The organism is Verminephrobacter eiseniae EF01-2 (assembly GCF_000015565.1).
In the GTDB taxonomy this organism is placed as follows: domain Bacteria; phylum Pseudomonadota; class Gammaproteobacteria; order Burkholderiales; family Burkholderiaceae_C; genus Acidovorax; species Acidovorax eiseniae.
Map to the genome: position 1 here is coordinate 5443416 of NC_008786.1, position 22205 is coordinate 5465620.

Genomic DNA, 22205 nt, shown 5'->3' on the forward strand with positions numbered 1-22205 from the left:
CCGGCCGCTGGCGCAACCTCCTCGACGGGCGGGCGCCGCAGGCGACTCGGGGTGTTTCATTCAGCCAATGTTATTCGATTCATCGATCCGCAAGGAATTGGCGCGCAGCTTCGGTGCGACGCTGGTGGTGCTGGTGACCGTGGTCATGACCATGATGCTCATCCGCACTCTGGGCCAGGCCGCGCGGGGCAGCGTCAGCCCCTCGGACGTGATGCTGGTCATGGGCTTTACCGTGGTGGGCCAATTGCCCACCATTGCCAGCCTGAGTTTGTTCATTGCCGTGGTGGGCACGTTGTCGCGCATGTACCGCGACAGCGAGATGGTGATCTGGTTTGCCAGCGGCCGGGGCCTGGCCAGCCTGGTCAGGCCCTTGCTGCGCTTTGCCTGGCCGGTGATGCTGGTGATTGCCGTGTTGTCGCTGCTGGTCTGGCCCTGGGCCAACGCGCAGATCCAGCAGCTCAAGACCCGGTACGAGCAGCGCAGCGACATCGACCGGATCGCGCCAGGCGAATTCCAGGAGTCGTCCAATGGCAACCGGGTGTTCTTCATCGACAAGGGCAACCCCGCCCCGCTGGCGGGCAATGACGCCGCGCAGACGGGCAGCAACATCTTCATCGCCGCCAGCGATGGCCGGCAGGAATCGGTGACATCGGCCCGCAGCGCGCGTTTGCAACTGCAAGATGGGCAGCGCATGGCCGTGCTCAGCGACGGGCAGCGGCTGGAAACTTCGCACGACCGGCCCGGGCTCAAGATCAGCGAGTTCTCGGAATATGTGATGCACATCGGTTCTGCCCCGCCAGGCGCGGCCGAAGATTTGGCGGTCAAGACCCGCGCGACCCACGAGTTGCTGCTCAAGTCCCTGCCGGCCTACCGCGCCGAACTGGGCTGGCGCCTGGGGCTGGTTTTGGCCGCGCTCAATTTCGTGCTGCTCGGGCTGGCCGTGACCAGTGTCAACCCGCGCGCAGCGCGCAGCACCAGCATGTTGTTTGCGCTGTTCGCCTTCATCGTCTACTACAACCTGATGACCCTGGGCCAGAGCTGGGTTGGCGTGGGTCGGCTCGGTCTGGGCAGTTTCATGCTGCTACTGCATGGCGGCATGCTGATGCTGGCACTGCTGGTTCTGGCGGTGCGGCATCACCAATGGCGCCTGCCAAACCTGTGGCAAGCAGGCCGGGGCCGTGCATGAAAACCATTCGCCGCCTGATCCATCGCGAGGCCCTGTCGGCCGTTTGCTTCGTCACGGCCGGTTTTCTGGCGTTGTTCTTCTTTTTCGATCTGATCGATGAACTGCGCTGGGTCGGCTTGGCCGGGCGCGAGGGCTACCATCTGTCGCACGCGCTGCTGTTCGTGGCTTTGGGCATTCCCAGTCACCTGTATGAGCTGCTCCCGATCACGGTGCTCATCGGCACCATCTTCGTGATGGCGCGTCTGGCGCAAAGCTCCGAGTTCACCATCATGCGCACCAGCGGCATGGGCCCCTGGCGCGCGCTGCGCACCTTGCTGACGCTGGGCGGGTTCTTCGTGTTGCTCACTTTTGCGGTGGGCGACTACCTGGCGCCATGGACCGACCGCACGGCCCAGCGCATCAAGGCGCATGCGCTCGGGGGCCTGACTTCGGGCGCCACCGGCGCCTGGCTCAAGGAGCGCCAGGACCGGCATTCTTTCGCCGTGAATGTGCGCGCCCTGACGCCCAATGGCGGCATGCGGGACGTGCGCATCTTCGAGTTTGACGACCAAGGCCGCCTTGTCACGCAGACCCGGGCGACGGTAGGCCGGTTCGCCACCGATGGCGCCTGGGAATTGGCGCAGGTGCGGCGCAGCCGTTTTGCACGCGGCGACGGCCAGGACGATGCGCGCGTGGAGCACCTGGATGCCCCCGCCCTGCGCTGGCCCACCCGCATCAGCGCCGACATGGTGGCCGCATCACTGCTCAAGCCCGACCGCATGGCCACGCTGGACCTGTTTCAGTTCATCAGGCACCTGAACGCCAACGGCCAATCGACCCAGCGCTATGCGATCGAGTTCTGGCGCAAGCTGTTTTATCCGTTGAGCTGCCTGGTGATGGTGGTGCTCGCGCTGCCGTTTGCCTATCTGCATCTGCGCTCCGGCGGCACGGCGGGTTACGTGTTTGGCGGGGTGATGGCCGGCATCAGTTTCTTTCTGCTGAACAATGTCTTCGGCTACGCCGGCAACCTGCAAAATTGGTCGCCCTGGCTGACCGCTGCGGCGCCGGGACTGATCTATTCGCTGCTCTCGTTGGCGGCCTTTGGCTGGCTGGTGCTCAGGCGCTGACCCCTGCCCCACCCAACCCATGAACCACGCCATCGTCTTGTTGTCCCACGGCTCCCGTGATCCGCTGTGGCGCGCCCCGGTGCAGGCCGTGGCGGCCCGGATTGCCGCGCAAAAGCCCGGCCGCCAGGTGCGCTGCGCCTATCTGGAACTGTGCGCCCCGTCCCTGGCCGACGCCGCCGGCCAACTCGTGGCCCGGGGTGCGACACAGGTCACCGTGGTGCCGATGTTCCTCGGTGCCGGCCGGCATGTCCGCGAGGATTTGCCGCTGCTCGTGCAGCAACTGCGCGGCGCCCACCCGGGCGTGCAATTTGACGTGCAGGCGGCCATTGGCGCAGACCCGCGCGTCACCGCATTGATGGCGGACATCGCGTGCGAGGCCCCGCCGGAGTCGAAACCTTTCTGAACTGCCATGAACCTGCACCAATTTCGCTTCGTCCAAGAGGCTGCGCGCCGCAACCTGAACCTGACCGAGGCCGCCAAGGCCCTGCACACATCGCAGCCGGGCGTCTCCAAAGCCATCCTGGATCTGGAAGAAGAACTGGGCGTGGACATCTTTGCGCGCCATGGCAAACGCCTCAAGCGCATCACCGAGCCCGGCCAGCATGTTCTCAAGAGCATAGAAGTCATCATGCGCGAGTTGGGCAACCTCAAACGCATTGGCGAGCAGTTCAGCGCGCAAGACAGCGGCACCCTGAGCATCGCCACCACCCACACCCAGGCCCGCTACGTGCTGCCCATCCCCGTGGCCCGTTTGCGTGACGCCTACCCCAAGGTCAACATCAGCCTGCACCAGGCCACGCCGCAGGAAGTGGCGCGCATGGTCATCGACGAAGTGGCAGACATCGGCATGGCCACCGAGTCGCTGGCCGATTACCCCGAACTGGTCACGCTGCCCTGCTACGAATGGCAGCATGTGTTGGTGCTCCCTGGCGATCACCCGCTGGCCCACAAGGAGCGCATTGGCCTGGACGACCTGGCCCACGAAGCGCTGATCACCTACCACCCGTCGTTCACCGGTCGCGGCAAGATCGACCACAGCTTCGGCGCCCGCAAGCTGCAACCGCGCATCGTGCTCGAAGCCATAGACTCCGACGTGATCAAGACCTATGTGCGCCTGGGCCTGGGCATCGGCATCGTGGCCGAAATGGCCATGCGCGAAGACCCGGTGGGGGATCTGGCGGTGCGACCCGTGGGGCACCTGTTCGGCCAGAACGTCACGCGCGTGGCCTTCAAGCGCGGGGCCTATCTGCGCAACTTCGTCTATAAATTCGCCGAACTGATCAGTGAGCGCCTGAGCCGCGAACTCATCGCCCAGGCGATGAGCGGGCAGGCCAATGACTACGAACTCTGACTTCCACGCCGCCACGCCCCATGACTGAAGCCACCCAAGCCAGCCCGACCGCCCGCACACCGGCCTTGCCGAACAAGCTGCCGCAGGTGGGCACCACCATCTTCACCGTCATGTCGGCCTTGGCCGCCGAGCACGACGCCGTCAACCTGGGCCAGGGCTTTCCTGACTTTGCCTGCGACCCCGCTTTGCTGGACACCGTGACCGAGGCCATGCGGGCGGGCCACAACCAATACCCGCCGATGCCCGGCATCCGCCCATTGCGCGCCGCAGTAGCGGCCAAGATCGAGGCACTCCATGGCCGCCAGTACGACGCCGACACCGAGATCACCATCACTGCGGGTGCAACGCAGGCCATCATCACCGCCATCCTGGCCTGCGTGCACCCCGGCGACGAAGTCATCGTGCTCGACCCCTGCTATGACAGCTATGTGCCCAATATCGTCCTGGCCGGCGGCCGCGCCGTGCGCGTGCCCCTGACGCCCGGCAGTTTCCGCCCGGACTTCGCCAGAATCGGCGCCGCCATCACGGCGCGCACGCGCGCGCTCATCATCAACAGCCCGCACAACCCCAGCGCCACCATCTGGAGCGCTGCCGAAATGCGCCAACTGCAAGCGCTGTTGGCGCCCACCGACATCCTGCTGATCAGCGATGAGGTGTACGAGCACATGGTGTTCGACGGCGCCGAGCACCAGAGCGCAGCGCGCTTTGCGGGCTTGGCGGCACGCGCGTTCATCGTGTCGAGCTTTGGCAAGACCTTCCACGTCACCGGCTGGAAGGTCGGCACCATGGCCGCCCCCGCCGCTTTGACGGCCGAATTCCGCAAGGTGCACCAGTTCAACGTGTTCACCGTCAACACCCCGATGCAGCATGGCCTGGCGAGCTACCTGAAAGACCCCGCACCCTACCTGCGACTGCCCGCTTTCTACCAGGCCAAGCGCGACCTCTTTCGCCAAGGACTGGCAGACACACGCCTGAAACTGCTGCCCAGCGCGGGCAGTTATTTTCAGTGCGTCGACATCTCCTCCGTGAGCGCACTGAACGAATCCGACTTCTGCCAATGGCTCACGCGCGAAGTGGGGGTGGCCGCGATCCCGCTGTCGGCGTTCTATGGCGACGGGTTCGATCAGCGCGTGGTGCGCCTGTGCTTTGCGAAAAAGGACGAGACGCTGCGAGCGGCATTGGAGCGGCTGCGCAAGCTGTGACAGCGCCCGGGTTCGGCAACAAGTCCAGACAAGGCCCCGTCTTTTGGAAAACCCATTTCAGGGCACAATTGCGGGGATCGACCACCCTGTCATCGTTGACAGAATGACCCCCAGGAAAATCACATGCTTACGTTGGAACAGCAAGCCGCAACGCATCAGCGCACCATGATTCGCCCGAAGGTGGCCGTGCAAGCCAGGACGCCAGAGCAAAAGCGCATCGTGACCGAGGTCGTCCGCCGGGTGATCAGCGAACACCACGCCGTGCTGCTGGCCCTGAAAGACCGCTGATCCTGAAGGACCGCTGATTTGCTGGATGTCGATTTCGTCATCACGGTCCACGACGAGATCATTCTGGAATTCGGCGGCTTGGCCGGGTTCGCCGGTGGTGGCAGGGGAGCAGTAGAGTCCGCGTTGCAGCGCGTAGCGAGCCACGCCCTGTACGCCGGTCTGGACGACGTGATCGCGACGTGATCGGCATGGCCTCTCTTTACGCCGAGGCCATCGCCCGAGGGCATGTCTTCAACGATGCGAACAAACGAACCGCCCTGACCTGCGCCATTGCCTACATCGAGCAGCAGGGCCTGCATGTCCGGCAGAACCCGGTGCTCGCGGAGGCCACGGTCATGCTGGCCGAGGGCAGATCGACCAGGGATGATTTCGCCGCGGTCTTGAGCAGTCTGCTATCGGGCGCCAGACAGGACATGGAGCCCGGGCCATGGGGCTCGGGCCGCCACACGAAATGCGTCTGCGCCATGCGCGGGCATGCCACTCAGGCCGCGTACACCTCATCGAGCGAGCGAAAGCCCTTGATCTCTATCGGGTTGCCGCTCGGGTCATGAAAGAACATCGTCCACTGCTCGCCGGGCTGGCCGGCAAAGCGTAGCTGCGGCTCCAGCACGAAGGCCGTGCCGGCAGCACGCAGGCGCGCAGCGAGGGCCTGCCAGTCAGGCAACTCCAAAATGGCCCCGAAATGGGGCATGGGCACCATGTGCTCGCCGACCTGGCCGGTACGAGCACTGGCACCGGGCTGGCCCAGGTGCAACGAGATCTGGTGGCCGAAGAAGTCGAAGTCGACCCAGGTGGCTGTGCTTCGGCCTTCCCGGCACCCCAGCACGTCACCGTAAAAGCGGCGGGCTGCGTCCAGGTCGGTGACGTGAAAGGCGAGGTGAAACAGGCTGCGCATCGCGCCAAGCATAGCAGCCCCGCCGCCATGCCATGGTGCGCCTGAGCGCCCGTCCCTGCGGCCAGGCGCTCAGTGACTTTGGCGCGCCTGCATCGCGGCAGCGTTGGTCTTGCGGTCCGCTTTCATGCGCTGCACCTGGGGGCGTTCGGCCATCCGGGCGAGGTAAGCGGGCACCGGCAGGTCGGCCAGGTAGTCGCGGCCATAGATGGCCCGGGTGACCGCGCTGACCTGGGGCAGGTGCACGATGGCCGCGCAGTCGGCCAGCGTGAAGCTGTCGCCCGCCACATAGGGGCTGAACTTTGCCAACTGGCCAAAGGCTGCAATGTTCTTCCGTAGCTGCTCGTCCACCTGCGTGCGGGTCGATTCGCTCACGCTGGCGCCAAAGAAGACCTGGGGATACAGCTTGCGCGCCACCATTTCCAGATACAGCTCCATGAACTGGATCAGTTCGCGCACCTTGGCGGCGGCAAACGGGTCGGCGGGCAGCAGCGCGGGCTGGGGATGGGCCGCCTCGATGTAGTCGGCGATGACGGTCGATTCGCTCAACGGGCCCTGGGGCGTGCGCAGATAGGGCACCTTGCCCAGCGGCGTCGCGCTGCGATCGGTCTCGCCCACCCAGGCCAGTTCCTCGGTGAACGGCAGGCCCTTTTCGAGCAGGGCGAGTTTGACCTTGTTGTAGTAGTTGCTGGCTGCAAAGCCACAAAGTGTCAGCATGGTGAATAGTCTCCATTGTCGGGTTGTCCATGGCGGTTGCCGGGGCAAAGTCTAGCGCGCAGATCACCTGGCCTGGTGACATGGCGCCAAGCCGGGGACCTACAATCGCGGCCTCATGCTGCTGTCCCCGATGCAAACCCTGCGCCGCGTTCGCTGGCTCGTCCGCTTGGTGCTGGCGGGGTTCGTCATGTCCATCGGTGTGGCGGTGGCGTCGCCGATGCTCCATCCGCAGGCGCTGGAACTGATCTGCTCCGGCGCGGGCGCCATCGAACTGCGAGCGCACACCGATGGCGGCGCCGTGCCGCAGTCCGGCCACCAGCCCGATTGCCCTCTGTGCGTCCAGGTGGGCGCCCCGGCACCCGGGCGGCTGGCCGACCAGCCCCGGCCCCACCCCTTGGCACAGGGCCTGCGCGCCCGCGCTGCCACGCATATCGCTGCGCGCACTGCCGCGCCACTGCCGCCGCGCGGGCCCCCGGCCGGCCTCTGATCAGCTGTATTTTGATAGCTGCTGGCGCAAGCGAATCAAGCGCCAGTATTTTGTCGGGCCGGCACATTCACGGCCCCGTTGGCATTCCACCGAATAGAGAAAGATAGCCATGAAAAAACTGTTTCACACGGCCGCCCTGGTGGGCGCGCTGATCAGCGGCGCTGCCCTTGCGCAGACCGCACCGGTCGAGGTCGACGGCGCCTGGGCCCGCGCCAGCACGGCGGGCCGCAAGGTCACCGGCGTCTTCATGCGCCTGACGGCCAAGGCGGACAGCCGCCTGGTGGGCGTCGAGTCGCCCGCCGCAGGCAGCGCCGAAGTGCACGCGATGAAGCTGGAAGACGGCATCATGAAAATGCGCGCCTTGCCCGCACTCGACCTGCCCGCCGGCCAGACGGTGGAGCTCAAGCCCGGCAGCTACCATGTGATGCTGCTGGACCTGAAGGCCCCGCTGGTCCAGGACAGCACGGTGCCGATCACCCTGGTGTTTCAGGACGCCAAAGCGGCGCAAAGCCGGATCGGGTTGAGTGTGCCGGTGCGCAGCGCCGCCCCGGACGCGGCCAGCCCCGTGGATGGGCATAAACACTGAGCGACTGAGCGCCGGCGCCCGGCGGCGCCTTCGTGGCCGCAACGCAGTGGAGTAAGCTGTGCCCCACCACAGACCCATCTCCCGCGGAGCGGCCATGAGCGACACACCCCACTTCGATTTCGGCAAATTCGTCCCCGGTTTCGACTTTCTGCAAAGCCTCGCCAAAGGGGCTTCGAGCAGCATGGCGCAGTTGCCCAAGCTCTCCAATTGGGTGGCGCCCACGATCGATGTGCAAGAGCTCGACAAGCGCATACAGGAGCTCAAGGCCGTGCAGTTCTGGCTTGAGCAAAACTCCCGCGCGCTGGCGGCCACCATACAGGCGCTGGAGGTGCAGAAGATGACCCTGGCCACGCTCGAGGGCATGAACTTCAGCATCGGCGATGTGGCCAATGCCTTCAAGCCCAAGACGGCAGACCGCGCCGGCGATGCCGCCCCGACACAGGCCGGTGCAAGCCAGGCGCAAGCCACGCCCGACGCCCCGGCGCACCCCGCCGAGCCGGTCAAGGCCCAAAGTCAGGCCCCCGGCGCAGCCGGACGAACATCCAACGCAGCCGGGCAAACATCCAGTGCAGCCGGGCAGCCCGTGGTGGACCCGTTGCAATGGTGGAGCGCGCTCACCAGCCAGTTCCAGCAGATCGCTGCCGATGCGCTGAAGGACGCCGCCAAAGGAGGTTTTGCGGCAGGTCTTGCGCAAATGCCGCAGGGCAAGCGTTCCACGACAAATGCCACCCCAAAGCCTGCCACCCCCAAGCCGGCTGCCGCCAAGAAGGCGGCGGGCAAGAAACCTGCGGTCAAGCCTGTCCCCCGATCTGCGGAGCGCAAAACCCCCGTCCGCAGCACCGCTGCGCGCCGACATGCAGGCTGACGGGCGGATGGGTGGTCTGCCGCCCCGCCATCTCCCCCGTGGGATTCGCCTATGAAACTCTTTCCTTGCGGCCACGCCACGCACCCCCGCTGGCGCATGGCTGCGGCCCTGGTGCTGGAGCAACTGCGGGCCCGGATGGCCCAGCCTGAATACGCCAGCGCTCCAACGCTGGGCCTGCTCTACATCACCGACCATTACGTCAACGAAGCCCGGGCGCTGCTCGATCACCTGAGCGGCGAACTGCCCGGGGTGACCGACTGGAGCGGCACCGTGGGTGTGGGCGTGGCGGCCAACAACGCCGAGTATTTCGACCAGCCCGGGCTATCGGTGATGCTGCTCGATGTGCCGGCCGACCAGTACCGCGTGTTCTCGGGCGTGGCGCCGTTGCCCACGCACCGCCGCAACGGCGGCTTTGCCGCGCACACGGCGCTGGTCCATGCCGATGGCCACACGCCCGAGCTGGCGCAGTTGCTGGCCGAGATGGCTGCGCGCACCGACACCGGTTACCTGTTTGGCGGCCTGAGCGCCAGTCGCACGACCAGCGTGCAGTTCGCCGTTGGCGGGGACGGCAACATGGCCGGGCAGGGCGGCGCCGGCGGCGTGTTCGACGCGGGCCTGTCGGGCGTGGCGTTTGGCGCCGGGGTGGCGCTGGTTTCGCGCGTCACGCAGGGTTGCCAGCCCGTGAGTGCGCTGCACCGCATCACGGCAGCGCAGAACAACCTGGTGCTGACGCTCGACGACAAACCGGCGCTGGACATGCTGCTCGACACACTGGGGGTGTCCCTCGAAAGCGACCCGCAGCCCGCGCTGCGCAAGGTGCGCGCCACGCTGGCCGGGCTGGTCGACGCCGGCGAGCAGCCCCGGGGCCAGCGCCGCATGGGCCACTTCGGCACCGACACGCGCGTGCGCCATATCGTGGGGCTGGACGGCTTGCGCCGAGGCGTGGCCCTGGCCGACGCCGTGCAAGCAGGCATGCAACTGGCGTTTTGCCAGCGCAATGCCGCCGCAGCGCGCGCCGACCTGATGCGCATCTGCGCCGAGATCCGCGAAGAGCTCTCGCCCGAGGAACTGGCGCTCGCGCCCGACATGCCAGGCCGCCATGCGGCACCGCAAACACAGCGGCGCATCTGTGGCGCGATCTATGTGAGTTGCTCGGGCCGTGGCGGCCCGCACTTTGGCGGGCCTGGCGCCGAATTGCACATCGTGCGCCATGCGCTGGGCGATGTGCCGCTGGCCGGATTCTTCGCCGGGGGCGAAATCGCGCACCACCACCTGTATGGCTACACCGGGGTGCTGACGGTCTTTGCCGACAGCGAATAAGGGCTTCATGCCCCGTGCAACGGGCATGTGCCCCCAAGCCAGGCGCCGCAGGCGCGCCGGGGGGGCGGATCATGTCGGCAGCCAAGCGTCAACCGGCGGGGGGGCCCATACCGGCCCCGGTCTGGGTCTGGTCTTCGCCGGACAGGCGGGTTGCCAGGATCTTGTCGATGGTCTTGCCATCCATGTCCACCACCTCGAGCTTCCAGTCTTCCCATTGCACCGTGTCGGTCACCTTGGGCAGGCGGCCGGTCAGCAGCATGATCATGCCGCTGAGCGTGTGGTAGCGGCCGCGCTCTTCCTCGGGCACGGCCGCCAGGCCCAGGCGGTCCTTGAGCTCGGGCACGGGGATATGGCCGTCGAGCAACCAACTGCCATCCTCGTGCTGCAGCGCCCACGAGGTCTCGGGGTCGCGCGGCTGGAATTCGCCGGTGATCGCCTCGATCAGATCTTGCAGCGTCACGATGCCCTGCACCTCGCCATATTCATCGATGACGAAGGCCATGTGCACATCCGACAGCCGGAAGTTGTCCAGCAGTTCCATGCCGGTGATGGTCTCGGGCACATACAGCGCGGTCTGCATCGGCTGCTCGGCCAGGCCATGGGCCTGATCGCGGATCCGGCGCGCCAGCCACTGGCGGGCGTTGACCACGCCCAGGATGCGATCCATGCCGCCGCGCACCACCGGAAAGCGCGCGTGGTCGGATTCTTCGATGCGCTGCAGGTTGTCGGCAAACGGCGCATCGACATCCAGGCACACCACGTCACCGCGCGGCACCATCAGCGAGCCGATCTGGCGGTCATCGAGCCGGAACACATTGCGCACCATGGTGTGCTCGTGCGACTCGATCACGCCCGCCGTCGTGCCCTCGACCAGCATCGCGTGGATCTCCTCTTCGGTCACCGGGCTGCCGCTGGTTTCTTTCACGCCCAGCAGGCGCAGCAGCGTGCGTGTGGAGGTGGACAGCAGCAGCACGAACGGCTTGGTGGCCAGCGCCAGCAGGTTGATCGGCCGCGCCACCAGACGCGCCAAGGTCTCGGGATGCGACTGACCGATGCGCTTGGGCACCAGTTCGCCCACGACGATGGAGAAATACGTGATCAGCACCACCGCCAACCCGGTCGCGACGTAATGGCCGTAGCGCAGCGGCATTCCCATCCATGCCAGCCACGCGGCCAGCGGTTCGGCCAGCGCGGACTCACCGACGATGCCGCTGAGCACGCCAATCGAGGTGATGCCGATCTGTATCGTGGACAGGAAACGGGTGGGGTCGGCCCCCAGCTTCACGGCAGCGGCGGCGCCGCTATCGCCCTCCTCGATCAACTTTTGCAACCGGACTTTGCGGGCCGTGACCAGCGCGATCTCGGACATGGCGAACAGTCCGTTCAGACAGATGAGGGCCACCAGTATTGCTATTTCCATACACAGGGCGCCTGCGCACCCTTGGGGTTTACAAGCCTGACATTGTAAGAACCTGCGGTGCCGCGCCTACCCCTGCCCGCGCCGTACCCCCGCACCGCAGGCCCGTGCCGCACGGTGGCGCAATGTCTGGACAAGCAGCACGGGGTTTGTCGTTGGCTGCCGCCGAAGGCTTCGGGCGGGCAGACCACCGTGGTGCGTCGGGGCCCCGCTGGCAGCACACCAGGCAGCGGTGAACGGCCAGCGGACTGACTGGCGATCGCTTGACGATGATCATCGCCGGGCACCCGACAAGCCGGGTAGACTGGGCAGCGGCGCGCATGTTGGCTGGCTGGTTGTGGTTGGTTTTCCGGCTAGTGTCGTGTCACCGATCAGATGTCGTAGGCTGCGCGCAGCCATCGGAGCGCAGCGCAAGGCGCATCGCGCAGCCAATACCGAGCGTATTGGCAAGCGATGCAACGCCGCGATGCGCTTCGATGGCCAGCGCAGACCGACAGATGATCGGTGACGCGACACTAGTCTGGTCCGGCATCGTCCAACGCGGTGACGTGGTGTGAGCCGGGTACCATGGTGATACGCTGCTGCTGCCGGGTGCACCGCCTCGTCCATCCCCCTCAGATCCTTCATCGATACACCCTGAGTCCCCGTGACTGAAATCCCATGAGTTTGCGCATCTACAACACGCTGTCGCGTGCATTGGAGGAGTTTTCCCCGCTGGAACCGGGCCATGTGCGCATGTATGTCTGCGGCATGACCATCTATGACCTGTGCCACATCGGCCACGCCCGCATGATGATGGCGTTCGACGTGGTGCAGCGCTGGCTCAAGGCCCGGGGTCTGAAGGTCACCTATGTGCGCAACATCACCGATATCGACGACAAGATCATCGGGCGGGCGCTCGAGCGCGGCATCACCATCGGCGCCCTGACCGACGAAATGATCGCCGCGATGCATGCCGACATCGGCGCCTTGGGGCTGGAGCCACCCACGCTGGAGCCTCGCGCCACGCAGTATGTGCCCCGGATGCTGGCGCTGATCGGGCAACTTCAGGCCAAGGGCCTGGCGTACCGCGCCAGCAATGGCGATGTGAACTATGCGGTGCGCAAGTTCCAGGGCTACGGCAAGCTCTCGGGCAAGTCGCCGGACGAGTTGCGCGCCGGTGCGCGGGTGGCGCTGGCCGATGGCAAGACCGATCCGCTGGACTTCGTGCTGTGGAAGTCGGCCAAGCCGCATGAGCCACCCGAGGCCCAATGGGACAGCGACTATGGGCGCGGGCGTCCCGGCTGGCATATCGAGTGCTCGGCCATGAGTTGCGCCACCTTGGGCGAGAGCTTCGACATCCATGGCGGCGGGGCGGATCTGCAATTTCCCCACCACGAGAACGAGATCGCCCAGAGCGAAGGGGTCACCGGCAAGCCGCTGGCACGCTTTTGGCTGCACAACGGTTTTGTACGGGTAGACAACGAGAAAATGAGCAAGTCGCTGGGCAACTTCTTCACCATCCGCGATGTGCTAGCGCAGTATGACGCCCAGACCGTGCGCTTTTTCATCGTGCGCGCGCATTACCGCAGCGCGCTCAATTACAGCGACGCCCATCTCGACGATGCACGCCAGGCCCTCAAGCGCCTGTACACCGCGCTGAGCCTGGTGCCCCCCGCGCCGGTAGCGGCCATCGACTGGACCGAGCCCCATGCCGCGCGTTTCCAGGCGGCAATGGATGAAGACTTCGGCACGCCCGAGGCCGTGGCCGTGCTGTTCGACTTGGCCGTCGAGGTCAACAAGAGCCACTCGCCGCAACGGGCCGGTCTGCTCAAAGCGCTCGGCGGCTGCCTGGGACTGCTGCAAGGCGACCCCCGGGCCTTTTTGCAGGCCGGGGCGGGAACGCCCGACGAGGCCGACATCCAGGCCCGGATCGCAGCCCGCGCAGCAGCCAAGGCGCAGCGCGACTTCGCCGAGGCCGACCGCATCCGCAATGCGCTGCTGGCCCAGGGCATCGTGCTCAAGGACGGCGCGACAGGAACCACATGGGAAGCCGCGCAGTGATCTTTGCCCTGTTTGCGGCCAACGCCCCCGGGGCGAAGGGAGCGCCCGATGGCGGCTGCTAAGAAAACGACCTCTGCGGCGGCGCAGGCCGGCACGGAGGCCAGCCCCGGCGTCCACCCCGATATCCGCCCCGATGCCCGCCCCGGCTATTGGGCCGAAGCCTGCAAGCAGTTGATGAAAAAGGATCGGGTGATGAAGCGCCTGATCCCCCAGTCCGGCAACGCCACATTGCAAACCCGGGGCGATGCGTTCACCACGCTGGCGCGCAGCATCGTCGGGCAGCAGATTTCGGTGAAGGCGGCGCAAACCGTGTGGGAGCGCTTCGCCCTGCTGCCTTGCAGCATGAAGCCGGCCAACGTGCTCAAGCTCAGGATCGACGACATGCGTGCTGCCGGCCTGTCGGCCCGCAAGGTCGACTATCTGGTCGACCTGTCGATGCACTTCGAGAGCGGCCAGTTGCATGTGAAGGACTGGGCGGCGATGGACGACGAAGCCATCATTGCCGAACTGATCGCGATTCGCGGCATTGGCCGCTGGACGGCCGAGATGTTCCTGATCTTCTACCTGATGCGGCCCAACGTATTGCCGCTGGACGACCTGGGGCTGATCAATGGCATCAGCCTGAATTACTTTTCCGGCGACCCCGTCAGCCGCAGCGATGCCCGTGAAGTGGCCCAGGCCTGGAAGCCTTGGTGCAGCGTGGCGACTTGGTATATTTGGCGCTCGCTGGACCCGCTGCCGGTGGTGTATTGACGCCATGGTCGGCCCTAGTGTCGCGTCACCGATCATCTGTCGGTCTGCGCCGGCCATCGAAGCGCAGCCTACGACATCTGATCGGTGACGCGACACTAGCAGCGCGCGACCCCAAGGAGAACGACATTGGCGAAAAAGACCTTTCTGGACTTCGAGCAACCGATTGCCGAACTCGAAGCCAAAATCGAAGAACTGCGCTACGTGCAGACCGAGAGCGCTGTCGATATCTCCGAAGAAATCGAGCAGTTGAGCAAAAAAAGCCAGCAGTTGACCAAGGACATCTACAGCGAGTTGTCGCCCTGGCAGATCACCAAGATTGCGCGCCACCCCGAGCGCCCTTACACGCTGGACTATGTGCGCGACATCTTCACCGACTTTGTCGAATTGCACGGCGACCGCCACTACGCCGATGACCTGTCGATCGTCGGCGGCCTGGCGCGCTTCAACGGCCATGCCTGCATGGTGCTCGGCCACCAGAAGGGCCGCGACACCAAAGAGCGCGCAACGCGCAACTTCGGCATGAGCAAGCCCGAGGGTTACCGCAAGGCCCTGCGCCTGATGAAGACCGCCCAGAAATTCAAACTGCCGGTGTTCACCTTTGTCGACACGCCCGGCGCCTACCCCGGCATAGACGCCGAGGAGCGCGGCCAGTCCGAAGCCATAGGCCGCAACATCTTCGAGATGACGCAGCTCGAAGTGCCGATCATCGCCACCATCATCGGCGAAGGCGGCTCGGGCGGCGCGCTGGCCATCAGCGTGGGGGACCAGGTCGTGATGCTGCAATATGCGATCTATTCGGTCATCAGTCCCGAGGGTTGCGCCTCCATCCTCTGGAAGACCAGCGACAAAGCCCGCGACGCGGCCGACGCGCTGGCGATCACCGCGCACCGCCTGAAGGCGCTGGGCCTGGTGGACAAGATCGTCAGCGAGCCGGTCGGTGGCGCCCACCGTGACCACAAGCAAATGGCCGCCTTCCTCAAACGCGCCCTGGGCGATGCCTTCCGGCAACTGGCCGACCTCAAGCCCCGGGACCTGCTCGAACGCCGCCATGAGCGCCTGCAAAGCTATGGGCGCTTCAACGACACCAAGGCCGAGGCGCGCTAGATTGACGCAAGCCTTCGCTGCCGCCATGCAGGCTTTCGCGCCGGCGCTGCCGCTGGCGGTGGGGCTCAGTGGCGGCGCCGATTCGAGCGCCCTGCTGCTGGCCTGCGCGCGGCGCTGGCCCGGCCAGGTGCAGGCCCTGCATGTGCACCACGGCCTGCAGGCCGCAGCCGATGGCTTCGAGCAGCATTGCGCCGCCCTGTGCCAGCGCTTGCAGGTGCCGCTGATGGTGCAGCACCTGCGCGCAAGCCCGGCCCCCGGCCAGAGTCCCGAAGACGCTGCACGCCAGGCCCGATACCAAGCGTTGGCTGCGCTGGCGCAAGCAAATCAAACCCATGATGCTATTAAATCAATAGTCATCGGACAACATGCGGACGATCAGGCCGAGACCGTGCTGCTGGCCCTTTTGCGCGGCGCGGGGGTGGCGGGCTTGGCCGCCATGCCTGCCCGTTGGGAGATGGCGGGTCTGACCTGGCACCGCCCTTTGCTGCAGGTGACGGCTGCCGATGTGCGCCAATGGCTGCGCGCCCAGGGGCAAACCTGGGTGGAAGACCCGAGCAACGCCGACCAGCGCCTGACCCGCAATCGCATCCGGGCGCAGCTGATGCCTGCGCTCGATGCAGCCTTCCCGACTTTCCGCGACACCTTTGCCCGGTCGGCCGCCAACGCCGCGCAGGCCGCCCAATTGCTGGAGACGCTGGCGCAGCAGGACCAGGCCCAGGTCGGCAGGCCGCCGCAGATCGGGCCCTTGCAAGGACTGAGCCGTGCGCGCCAGGCGAATGTGCTGCGCCACTGGCTGCGCAACGCCCACCACACCACACCGGCTGCGGCCCAACTCCATGAACTGCTGGACCAGATCGAGGCCTGCACCACGCGCGGCCACCGCATCCACATCAAGGTCGGGCGCGGCTTTGTCGTGCGCTGCGGGCCGCAACTCGATTGGTACAATTCATAGCGTCTTGCTTGGGGAGGAGCAGTTCATCTGCTGCAAGCATGTCTGCTGCGCCTTCCCCTGCCTGTCTCCCCTCAACGCACGAAAGGCAGGAACCACGGCGGCGCGCCCACACAGGGCAAGGGCAAGGACGCCAGCGCCGTGGTTTCGGATTCGTCATCCCGCAAAAACTCCAATGGCATTGATCGTTCACAAATACGGCGGCACCTCGATGGGCTCACCCGAGCGCATCCGCTGCGTTGCCAAGCGCGTCGCCAAATGGGCCCGCGCAGGCCACCAGATGGTGGTGGTGCCCAGCGCCATGAGCGGCGAAACCAACCGCCTGCTCGCGCTGGCCAAGGAACTCGCCCCCGCCCGCGCCACCGATGCCTACCACCGCGAACTCGACATGCTGGCCGCCACCGGCGAGCAGGCTTCATCGGCATTGCTGGCCATTGCGCTGCAGGCCGAGGGCCTGGGCTCGGTCAGCTACGCCGGCTGGCAGTTGCCGATCCGCACCGACAGCAGCTACACCAAGGCCCGCATCGAATCCATCGACGACCAGCGTGTGCGTGCCGATCTGGCCCATGGCAAGGTGGTCATCGTGACCGGCTTTCAAGGCATCGACGACGAAGGCAACATCACCACGCTCGGCCGTGGCGGCTCGGACACCTCGGCCGTGGCCGTGGCGGCGGCGATGAAAGCCCACGAATGCCTGATCTACACCGACGTCGACGGCGTATACACCACCGACCCGCGCGTGGTGCCCCAGGCCCGGCGCCTGCAGACGGTGAGCTTCGAGGAAATGCTTGAAATGGCCAGCCTGGGCAGCAAGGTGCTGCAAATCCGCTCGGTCGAATTCGCCGGCAAGTACAGGGTCCGGCTGCGCGTGCTGTCGAGCTTCACCCCCTGGGACATGGACATTGACGAAGAAGCCCGCTCCGGCACGCTGATCACTTTCGAGGAGGACGAAAAAATGGAACAAGCCGTCGTATCCGGCATCGCTTTCAACCGCGACGAAGCCAAGCTCTCCGTGCTCGGCGTGCCCGACAAGCCCGGCATCGCCTACCTGATCCTGGGCGCCGTGGCCGATGCCAACATCGATGTCGACATGATCATCCAGAACCTGAGCAAGGATGGCAAAACCGACTTCAGCTTCACCGTGCACCGCAACGACTACGCCCGCGCCATCGATCTGATCAAGGAAAAAGTGCTCCCCGTGCTGGGCGCGCACGAAGTGGTTGGCGACACCAACATCTGCAAAGTCAGCATCGTCGGCATCGGCATGCGCAGCCATGTGGGCGTGGCCAGCAAGATGTTTCGCGTGCTCAGCGAAGAAAGCATCAACATCCAGATGATCTCCACATCCGAAATCAAGACCTCGGTCGTGATCGACGAAAAATACATGGAGCTGGCCGTGCGCAGCCTGCACCAAGCCTTCGGGCTGGACCAGGAAGCGGCCTGAACCATGAAATAAGGCATAATCGCGCCACTGGAAACGTGACCGAGTGGCCGAAGGTGCTCCCCTGCTAAGGGAGTATGGGGTGTAGAGCCTCATCGAGGGTTCGAATCCCTCCGTTTCCGCCAGAAGTGGCCCAAGCCAGTCCACCAAAGCCCCGCGCCGTATACGCGACGGGGCTTTTTCATTGAAGATGTCGTCCATCATCGTCCAAAACATGCCATGCCGATACCGCGCAAGCCAGGCGTCGATCATGGTATCTGGCGTGGCATTTGACGGGGCGATACCATGACGTTGACCGTGCGCGCAGTGGATGCGGCCAAACCGCATGACAAGGGCTACAAGTTGCCCGACAGTGACAGTGTGTGGGGCTGTACCTTTTCGTCACCCCGGCCGGTGGCAAGAGTTGGCGCGCCAACCATCTGCGCGAGGGCAAGCAGGCAACGCGCACCTATGGCCGATGGCCGGATGTCAGCCTGGCCGAGGCCCGCAAAGCCCACGCCGCAGCGCGCGATGGTGTGGTTCCGGCGGCGGTCGCTGTGCCTTCTTTTGAGACGATCGCCAGGGCCTGGCTCAAACTCAAACTTCCACTCTGCCTCGGTCAACAGCGCACTGGCGCTCAAGTCTGGATGGGTGCGCCCCAGTCTGACCAAGCGCGCCAGACGCCAGGCCACGAGCATATACACGGCCAGCGCCAACTCCAGCTTGGCCACGCTGCCCAGTTGCAGGGCTTCGACACGGCAGCCGTTTTTGAGCACGTTGAAAAACGTTTCTATTTCCCAGCGACAGCGGTACCAGTCGATCCACTCCACCACCTCGGCAAAGTCGCTCGCCATGCGATTGGTCAGCAGATGCCATTGCACCGCCTTGCAGCCTGCCGGCGGGTTCGTTTCCTTGGCCACTACGCAGGTCACCGTCAACTGGCCACCCGCCCCATCGGGAATGTTCAAGGCCCGCGCCCAAATCTGTTGGCACACCACGCGGGCAGCCTCGGCGGTGCGCGCTGCCAGGGTGAATTCAATCTCGCCCAAGGGAGTGGCCTCCATGGTTTGCGCCCACAATTTGCTGCCGTCGGGCAAGGTGCGGTTGTGTTTCGAGCGAATCAGCCAGTCCGCCGGATGCCCCAGATCGCGGGCACGGCGCATCATTTCAACGATGTCCGCTTCTCGATCGCCCACGCAAACCAGGCGCGTATCGGTCAGGCTTTGCGCCATCTCGCCGATGCGCTCGTAAGCCTCGCTCCAGCGCAGACTCTCCCGCACACCGGCTCGCGTGCCATCGTCCGCCTTGGGTGTGCGTGCCCACATCCGAGCGTCGGTGATGCCCAGCGGTTCGCGTTCGGGCGTGACGGCATAGGTCGGGTGCAGGTACATGCCGCGTTGGGCTTCGTAGGACAAGGGCCCGAGGCCTTCGATGCTTTGCCCGTTGAAATCCAGCTCGGTGGTGTCTTGCAGGCACAGCACGACGCGGTGTTGTCGCATCCGTGCTGCGGTGCAGCTCGATGTGCGGGGCCAACACCGTTTCCCATTTCAAGGGCCGTTTGGCGTTGTTGGCTTGATCGAAAAATCGATACGCCCCTTGCGTTTCGCTCCAATCCGGACATGCGCCAGGAATGCTGGCTGTGGGTTTGTCGGCAAATCGCTCCGTGTGTTTGATCAAGCGATGATTCAAGCGCGCATCTCCCAACTGCGCTCCTGCAAATTCTTTTGCTGCCCATGTCATTGCGGTCTCTTTCGTCTAAAAATGAATCAAGCGGGGAAAAGGTATGCCAGACTGAACTTCTCGTCTATTGCTGGCACAGGCGCGGGCGATTCGAGGGGGAAAGTTGTGTGTAATGGTATGGGTCGAACCCCGTGTAGCCGCTCTCGTCGATGTGAAAGCACTCCATGTCTGTCCTCGTTCGCGTCACCGCCCGAGCAGCGTTGCGGCTGCATCCATCTGTTCGTGCTCGAAGGCAAGCTCGAAGTCGTCCAGTTCGGCTGCAGGTAATCCGACCTCCGCGCCGAGCGCGACCTGGCGCCAGTTCGATACCCCGGCGTGCACTTCGCCCAGCACGACCAAAGCCTGTTGCTCGTCCAGGGCGAAGTACGAGGCGCGGGCCAGCAGCATCCGCACGTCGGTGATCGGTCCATCCCGTTCGGACAACCAGGTCTTTGATTCGCGCTCCTTGTCCGGGAACGGATTGATGTCGAAGGCGGGAGCGAGCCGCCACTGGCCATGCGCCACGTGCAGGAACCCGTGGTTCTGCAGATGGTCGTCCACGTTGGTGATCAGCAGGTTGAAGACCAACCGGCGCCAGAGTTGTTGCAGGTCTTGGGTGGGGGCCTGCCCGTGGGTGCGGATCGCATCGGCGATCTCGGTGTAGCTGCGATCTTCCTCGCGCGAAGCCTGCAACAGCGAGGCGGCCGACTGGTAGGGGATGCGGCCGTCGGCCTCGTCGCGGTCGAAGCGCTGGATGACGGCTACCGGTACTTCGCTTCCCGATGGCCCCAGACAAACGACCCGTGCCGGCGCCGCGTCGATACCAGCCCGCGCCGCCAGTTTCAGGGCCAGCACTTCGCCGCGGGTGACGCTGCGCGTGTCGCCCACGCTCGGGAACTTGCCGATGGCAAGCCTGCCGTCCTCGTCCACCAGCGTGCATTTGGGCCGCATGCCGCCCAGCGACGTGCCCTTGCCCTGCAGATAGCGCAGGTCTTCGGCGGTCTCCTGGCCGCGCTCCACTGCGCGGCTGGCCTGGAAGACTCGTTCCAGTTCGATCAGCGGCGGCGTGTTGCGGCGGCCGGCTTGCACCGTGCGGTGCCAAGTGCCATCCGGGTCGCGCAAGCGCAGCGCACCGACGCGGCTGAAGTCGTCCACCGCCAGCAGGTAGTCCAGTTCCGTGAGGGCCAGCAGTTTCGGATCGTCCTTGCGGCGCTTGGCGTGGTCGCGGGCGATGACGCGCCGGCCCCATGCGTCCGGCGCGGTGTCGGCGATCGCTCCGTGAAACACCGAATCGTGCGGCGAGGCGGCCTTGTGCATTTGATGGCCCGGCATCAGTTGCAGATCGGCCGACACGTTGAAGCGTGGCGGGCTGGCCAGCCAGCTTTCATCGTAGGCAAAAGCACTGTTCTCGCGCTGTCCCTGGCGGACATACACCAGCGAGCCGACTGCCAGCCCCGCCTTGCCAATGCACAGTTGAACCTGCCGACGCACCTGCGCTGCTGCGGCCATCAGAGTGCTCCCGAGGTGCCGGACTTGGCGCGCACGCGCTTGGGCAGGCTCGCGTCCATCAACGTCAGGCCGATGTCGTCCTTGGCGGTATCCAGCAGGTTCTCCAGCGCCTGAATTTCGCCGAAAACGTGCAGCGCACGGGCGAAGAAGTGGATGGGCACCCGCACATCGCCTTTTTCCATGCGACGCACGGTGCTCAGGGAAGCGCCCATGCGCTCGGCCAACGACGCCTGGGAGATGTGGCGCCGCCGGCGGGCGAGGGAAATGTCACCGCCAAGCTTCTGGATGGCCCGCTCGACGGGAAGTGGAAGCGGTGAATCCACTTTAAGAACTCCTTCGGGACGTTAATGAAACATCGATGTTTCGATGGAAGCGATTATGACTTGAATTGATATAACCGACTCCAGGGGAGCTTTTAAGCCAAAAAACAAGCTCCAACGGGTCGGTTATACGGGAATCCGCTGTCAGACCCGCATGAATCCGGTAGCCCTCGGATGCCCATTCCCTGCGGCGCTGGCCGAGTGCCCGCCGGAGCATCGACACCATTCGCCTTGCCGAGGCTTCAACGAGGAATGGCACGATGCAATCGACCTGCCGCCGCACATCCGCCTGGCGTCGCACGATGACCGTGGCCCCGGTCGCTCTGGTTCTGTCGCTCGCGGTGCTGCACCCGGATTGCGCCGACGATGCCCTGGAGCGCGAGCACCTTGCAGCGCTGGTGCGCCAGATCGAACTGGCCGACCGCTTGGCAAACCAGTTGGCCGACCAGACCGCGCCCTACGACGCGCCGCGCGATGCGGGGCTGGCTCAGGTAGACAGCGGCAGCGGCTGCCTGAGCCATTCGCAGACGCGCATGCTGCACGGCCAGACCCGCTACGGCGTCATGAGCCGTTTCTTCGACGAACTGCCCGAAAGCGCGCTCAAGTGGCTCACGCCGAAGAACCAGGGCTTCACGCCGTCGGCGTTCGGCTACGGCAGCGGCTACGCGAGCACGCGCGGCGGCAGCGGTGGGTATGGTGGGGGCGGCAACAGCTACGGCGGCAGCAAGGACATCTTCGCCAGCCCGCCAATGCCGCCGCAGAAGGCCGCGCCCTCGCACGGTCTGCGCTCGGGCATGCAGGTGTTCCACAACAAGTTCGACGAGGGCATGGTGCTGGCCCCCGAAGGCACCGGCGACGATGCGCGGGCGCAGGTCAGGTTCGCCCGCCACGGCGTGAAGTGGCTGGTGCTAAGTGGCTGGCGCTGTCGGTGGCCAAGCCCACGCCGGTTTGAAATTGCTGCCAAACCTATA

General features: G+C 65.4%; 23 protein-coding genes, 1 tRNA gene and 3 pseudogenes. 20 read left to right on the forward strand and 7 right to left on the reverse strand.

The window, feature by feature from the left end; all coding sequences use genetic code 11:
- The first annotated feature begins 67 nt into the window (after window positions 1-67).
- The 8 genes from lptF to VEIS_RS23905 all read left to right on the forward strand — a co-directional run bounded on the left by lptF (window position 68) and on the right by VEIS_RS23905 (window position 5684).
- Window positions 68-1186: an LPS export ABC transporter permease LptF gene (gene lptF, locus VEIS_RS23880; RefSeq protein WP_011812589.1), complete on the forward strand. Its 1119-nt coding sequence runs from the start codon at window positions 68-70 to the stop codon at window positions 1184-1186.
- Window positions 1183-2292 (forward strand): LPS export ABC transporter permease LptG, encoded by a 1110-nt coding sequence (lptG, locus tag VEIS_RS23885; RefSeq protein WP_011812590.1) that lies wholly within the window; start codon window positions 1183-1185, stop codon window positions 2290-2292. The genes lptF and lptG overlap by 4 nt, the downstream gene beginning before the upstream one ends.
- A gap of 19 nt (window positions 2293-2311) precedes the next feature.
- Complete coding sequence (locus tag VEIS_RS23890) at window positions 2312-2695, forward strand: sirohydrochlorin chelatase (RefSeq protein WP_011812591.1); 384 nt, start codon at window positions 2312-2314, stop codon at window positions 2693-2695.
- 6 nt (window positions 2696-2701) lie between these two features.
- Entirely contained in the window at window positions 2702-3643 is a 942-nt protein-coding gene (locus tag VEIS_RS23895) for a CysB family HTH-type transcriptional regulator (protein WP_011812592.1), read from the forward strand.
- A gap of 20 nt (window positions 3644-3663) precedes the next feature.
- Window positions 3664-4845 (forward strand): pyridoxal phosphate-dependent aminotransferase, encoded by a 1182-nt coding sequence (locus tag VEIS_RS23900; protein ID WP_011812593.1) that lies wholly within the window; start codon window positions 3664-3666, stop codon window positions 4843-4845.
- Between the two features lie 123 nt (window positions 4846-4968).
- On the forward strand, window positions 4969-5133 hold the full coding sequence (locus VEIS_RS29420; protein ID WP_157048659.1) for a hypothetical protein: 165 nt from the start codon (window positions 4969-4971) through the stop codon (window positions 5131-5133).
- 18 nt (window positions 5134-5151) lie between these two features.
- The gene (locus VEIS_RS30995; RefSeq protein ID WP_232287794.1) at window positions 5152-5316 is read left to right on the forward strand and encodes a hypothetical protein; all 165 of its coding nucleotides are present in this window, start codon (window positions 5152-5154) and stop codon (window positions 5314-5316) included.
- A 5-nt stretch (window positions 5317-5321) separates the two neighbouring features.
- Window positions 5322-5684 (forward strand): hypothetical protein, encoded by a 363-nt coding sequence (locus tag VEIS_RS23905; protein ID WP_332253994.1) that lies wholly within the window; start codon window positions 5322-5324, stop codon window positions 5682-5684.
- Here VEIS_RS23905 and VEIS_RS23910 read toward each other — a convergent pair.
- Together VEIS_RS23910 and VEIS_RS23915 are read right to left on the reverse strand one after the other, a co-directional pair.
- Window positions 5615-6028: a VOC family protein gene (locus tag VEIS_RS23910; RefSeq protein ID WP_041951257.1), complete on the reverse strand. Its 414-nt coding sequence runs from the start codon at window positions 6026-6028 to the stop codon at window positions 5615-5617. The two genes, VEIS_RS23905 and VEIS_RS23910, sit on opposite strands and share 70 nt — an antisense overlap.
- A gap of 69 nt (window positions 6029-6097) precedes the next feature.
- Window positions 6098-6742 carry a glutathione S-transferase family protein gene (locus VEIS_RS23915; protein WP_011812595.1) on the reverse strand — a complete coding sequence of 215 codons (645 nt, stop codon included), beginning with the start codon at window positions 6740-6742 and terminating at the stop codon, window positions 6098-6100.
- 115 nt (window positions 6743-6857) lie between these two features.
- Between VEIS_RS23915 and VEIS_RS23920 the strand changes: the two genes are divergently transcribed.
- The 4 genes from VEIS_RS23920 to VEIS_RS23935 all read left to right on the forward strand — a co-directional run bounded on the left by VEIS_RS23920 (window position 6858) and on the right by VEIS_RS23935 (window position 10000).
- Entirely contained in the window at window positions 6858-7229 is a 372-nt protein-coding gene (locus VEIS_RS23920; protein ID WP_011812596.1) for a DUF2946 family protein, read from the forward strand.
- A 109-nt stretch (window positions 7230-7338) separates the two neighbouring features.
- The gene (locus tag VEIS_RS23925; RefSeq protein WP_011812597.1) at window positions 7339-7815 is read left to right on the forward strand and encodes a copper chaperone PCu(A)C; all 477 of its coding nucleotides are present in this window, start codon (window positions 7339-7341) and stop codon (window positions 7813-7815) included.
- 94 nt (window positions 7816-7909) lie between these two features.
- Window positions 7910-8680 (forward strand): PhaM family polyhydroxyalkanoate granule multifunctional regulatory protein, encoded by a 771-nt coding sequence (locus tag VEIS_RS23930; RefSeq protein WP_011812598.1) that lies wholly within the window; start codon window positions 7910-7912, stop codon window positions 8678-8680.
- A gap of 51 nt (window positions 8681-8731) precedes the next feature.
- Window positions 8732-10000 (forward strand): FIST signal transduction protein, encoded by a 1269-nt coding sequence (locus tag VEIS_RS23935; RefSeq protein WP_011812599.1) that lies wholly within the window; start codon window positions 8732-8734, stop codon window positions 9998-10000.
- 88 nt (window positions 10001-10088) lie between these two features.
- Here VEIS_RS23935 and VEIS_RS23940 read toward each other — a convergent pair whose 3' ends face one another.
- A complete protein-coding gene (locus VEIS_RS23940) occupies window positions 10089-11420 on the reverse strand; it encodes a hemolysin family protein (protein WP_011812600.1) in 1332 nt (443 codons plus the stop codon).
- A 270-nt stretch (window positions 11421-11690) separates the two neighbouring features.
- A complete protein-coding gene (locus VEIS_RS29425) occupies window positions 11691-11933 on the reverse strand; it encodes a hypothetical protein (RefSeq protein WP_157048660.1) in 243 nt (80 codons plus the stop codon).
- A gap of 144 nt (window positions 11934-12077) precedes the next feature.
- On the opposite strand from VEIS_RS29425, the gene cysS reads away from it, so the two are divergent.
- From cysS to VEIS_RS31000, 7 genes and pseudogenes are all read left to right on the forward strand, one after another.
- Window positions 12078-13460: a cysteine--tRNA ligase gene (cysS, locus tag VEIS_RS23945; RefSeq protein WP_011812601.1), complete on the forward strand. Its 1383-nt coding sequence runs from the start codon at window positions 12078-12080 to the stop codon at window positions 13458-13460.
- 48 nt (window positions 13461-13508) lie between these two features.
- Window positions 13509-14213, forward strand: a complete 705-nt coding sequence (locus tag VEIS_RS23950; RefSeq protein WP_011812602.1) for a DNA-3-methyladenine glycosylase family protein — start codon at window positions 13509-13511, stop codon at window positions 14211-14213.
- Between the two features lie 126 nt (window positions 14214-14339).
- On the forward strand, window positions 14340-15317 hold the full coding sequence (locus tag VEIS_RS23955) for an acetyl-CoA carboxylase carboxyltransferase subunit alpha (RefSeq protein ID WP_011812603.1): 978 nt from the start codon (window positions 14340-14342) through the stop codon (window positions 15315-15317).
- A gap of 1 nt (window position 15318) precedes the next feature.
- Entirely contained in the window at window positions 15319-16269 is a 951-nt protein-coding gene (tilS, locus tag VEIS_RS23960) for a tRNA lysidine(34) synthetase TilS (protein WP_041950323.1), read from the forward strand.
- Between the two features lie 172 nt (window positions 16270-16441).
- Entirely contained in the window at window positions 16442-17710 is a 1269-nt protein-coding gene (locus tag VEIS_RS23965) for an aspartate kinase (RefSeq protein WP_011812605.1), read from the forward strand.
- A 29-nt stretch (window positions 17711-17739) separates the two neighbouring features.
- Window positions 17740-17832 (forward strand) — tRNA-Ser (locus VEIS_RS23970).
- A gap of 237 nt (window positions 17833-18069) precedes the next feature.
- Window positions 18070-18159, forward strand: a pseudogene (locus tag VEIS_RS31000) (hypothetical protein); the annotation flags it as partial.
- Window positions 18160-18315: 156 nt separating this feature from the next.
- Here VEIS_RS31000 and VEIS_RS31005 read toward each other — a convergent pair.
- From VEIS_RS31005 to VEIS_RS23985, 3 genes and pseudogenes are all read right to left on the reverse strand, one after another.
- A pseudogene (locus VEIS_RS31005) lies at window positions 18316-19426 on the reverse strand (IS4 family transposase); the annotation flags it as partial.
- 183 nt (window positions 19427-19609) lie between these two features.
- Complete coding sequence (locus tag VEIS_RS23980; protein WP_011812607.1) at window positions 19610-20914, reverse strand: type II toxin-antitoxin system HipA family toxin; 1305 nt, start codon at window positions 20912-20914, stop codon at window positions 19610-19612.
- Window positions 20914-21237, reverse strand: coding sequence for a helix-turn-helix domain-containing protein (locus tag VEIS_RS23985; RefSeq protein WP_011812608.1), 324 nt, complete (start codon window positions 21235-21237; stop codon window positions 20914-20916). The genes VEIS_RS23980 and VEIS_RS23985 overlap by 1 nt, the downstream gene beginning before the upstream one ends.
- 509 nt (window positions 21238-21746) lie before the next feature.
- On the opposite strand from VEIS_RS23985, the pseudogene VEIS_RS31780 reads away from it, so the two are divergent.
- Window positions 21747-22148, forward strand: a pseudogene (locus tag VEIS_RS31780) (DNA helicase II); the annotation flags it as partial.
- Window positions 22149-22205: the final 57 nt, after the last annotated feature.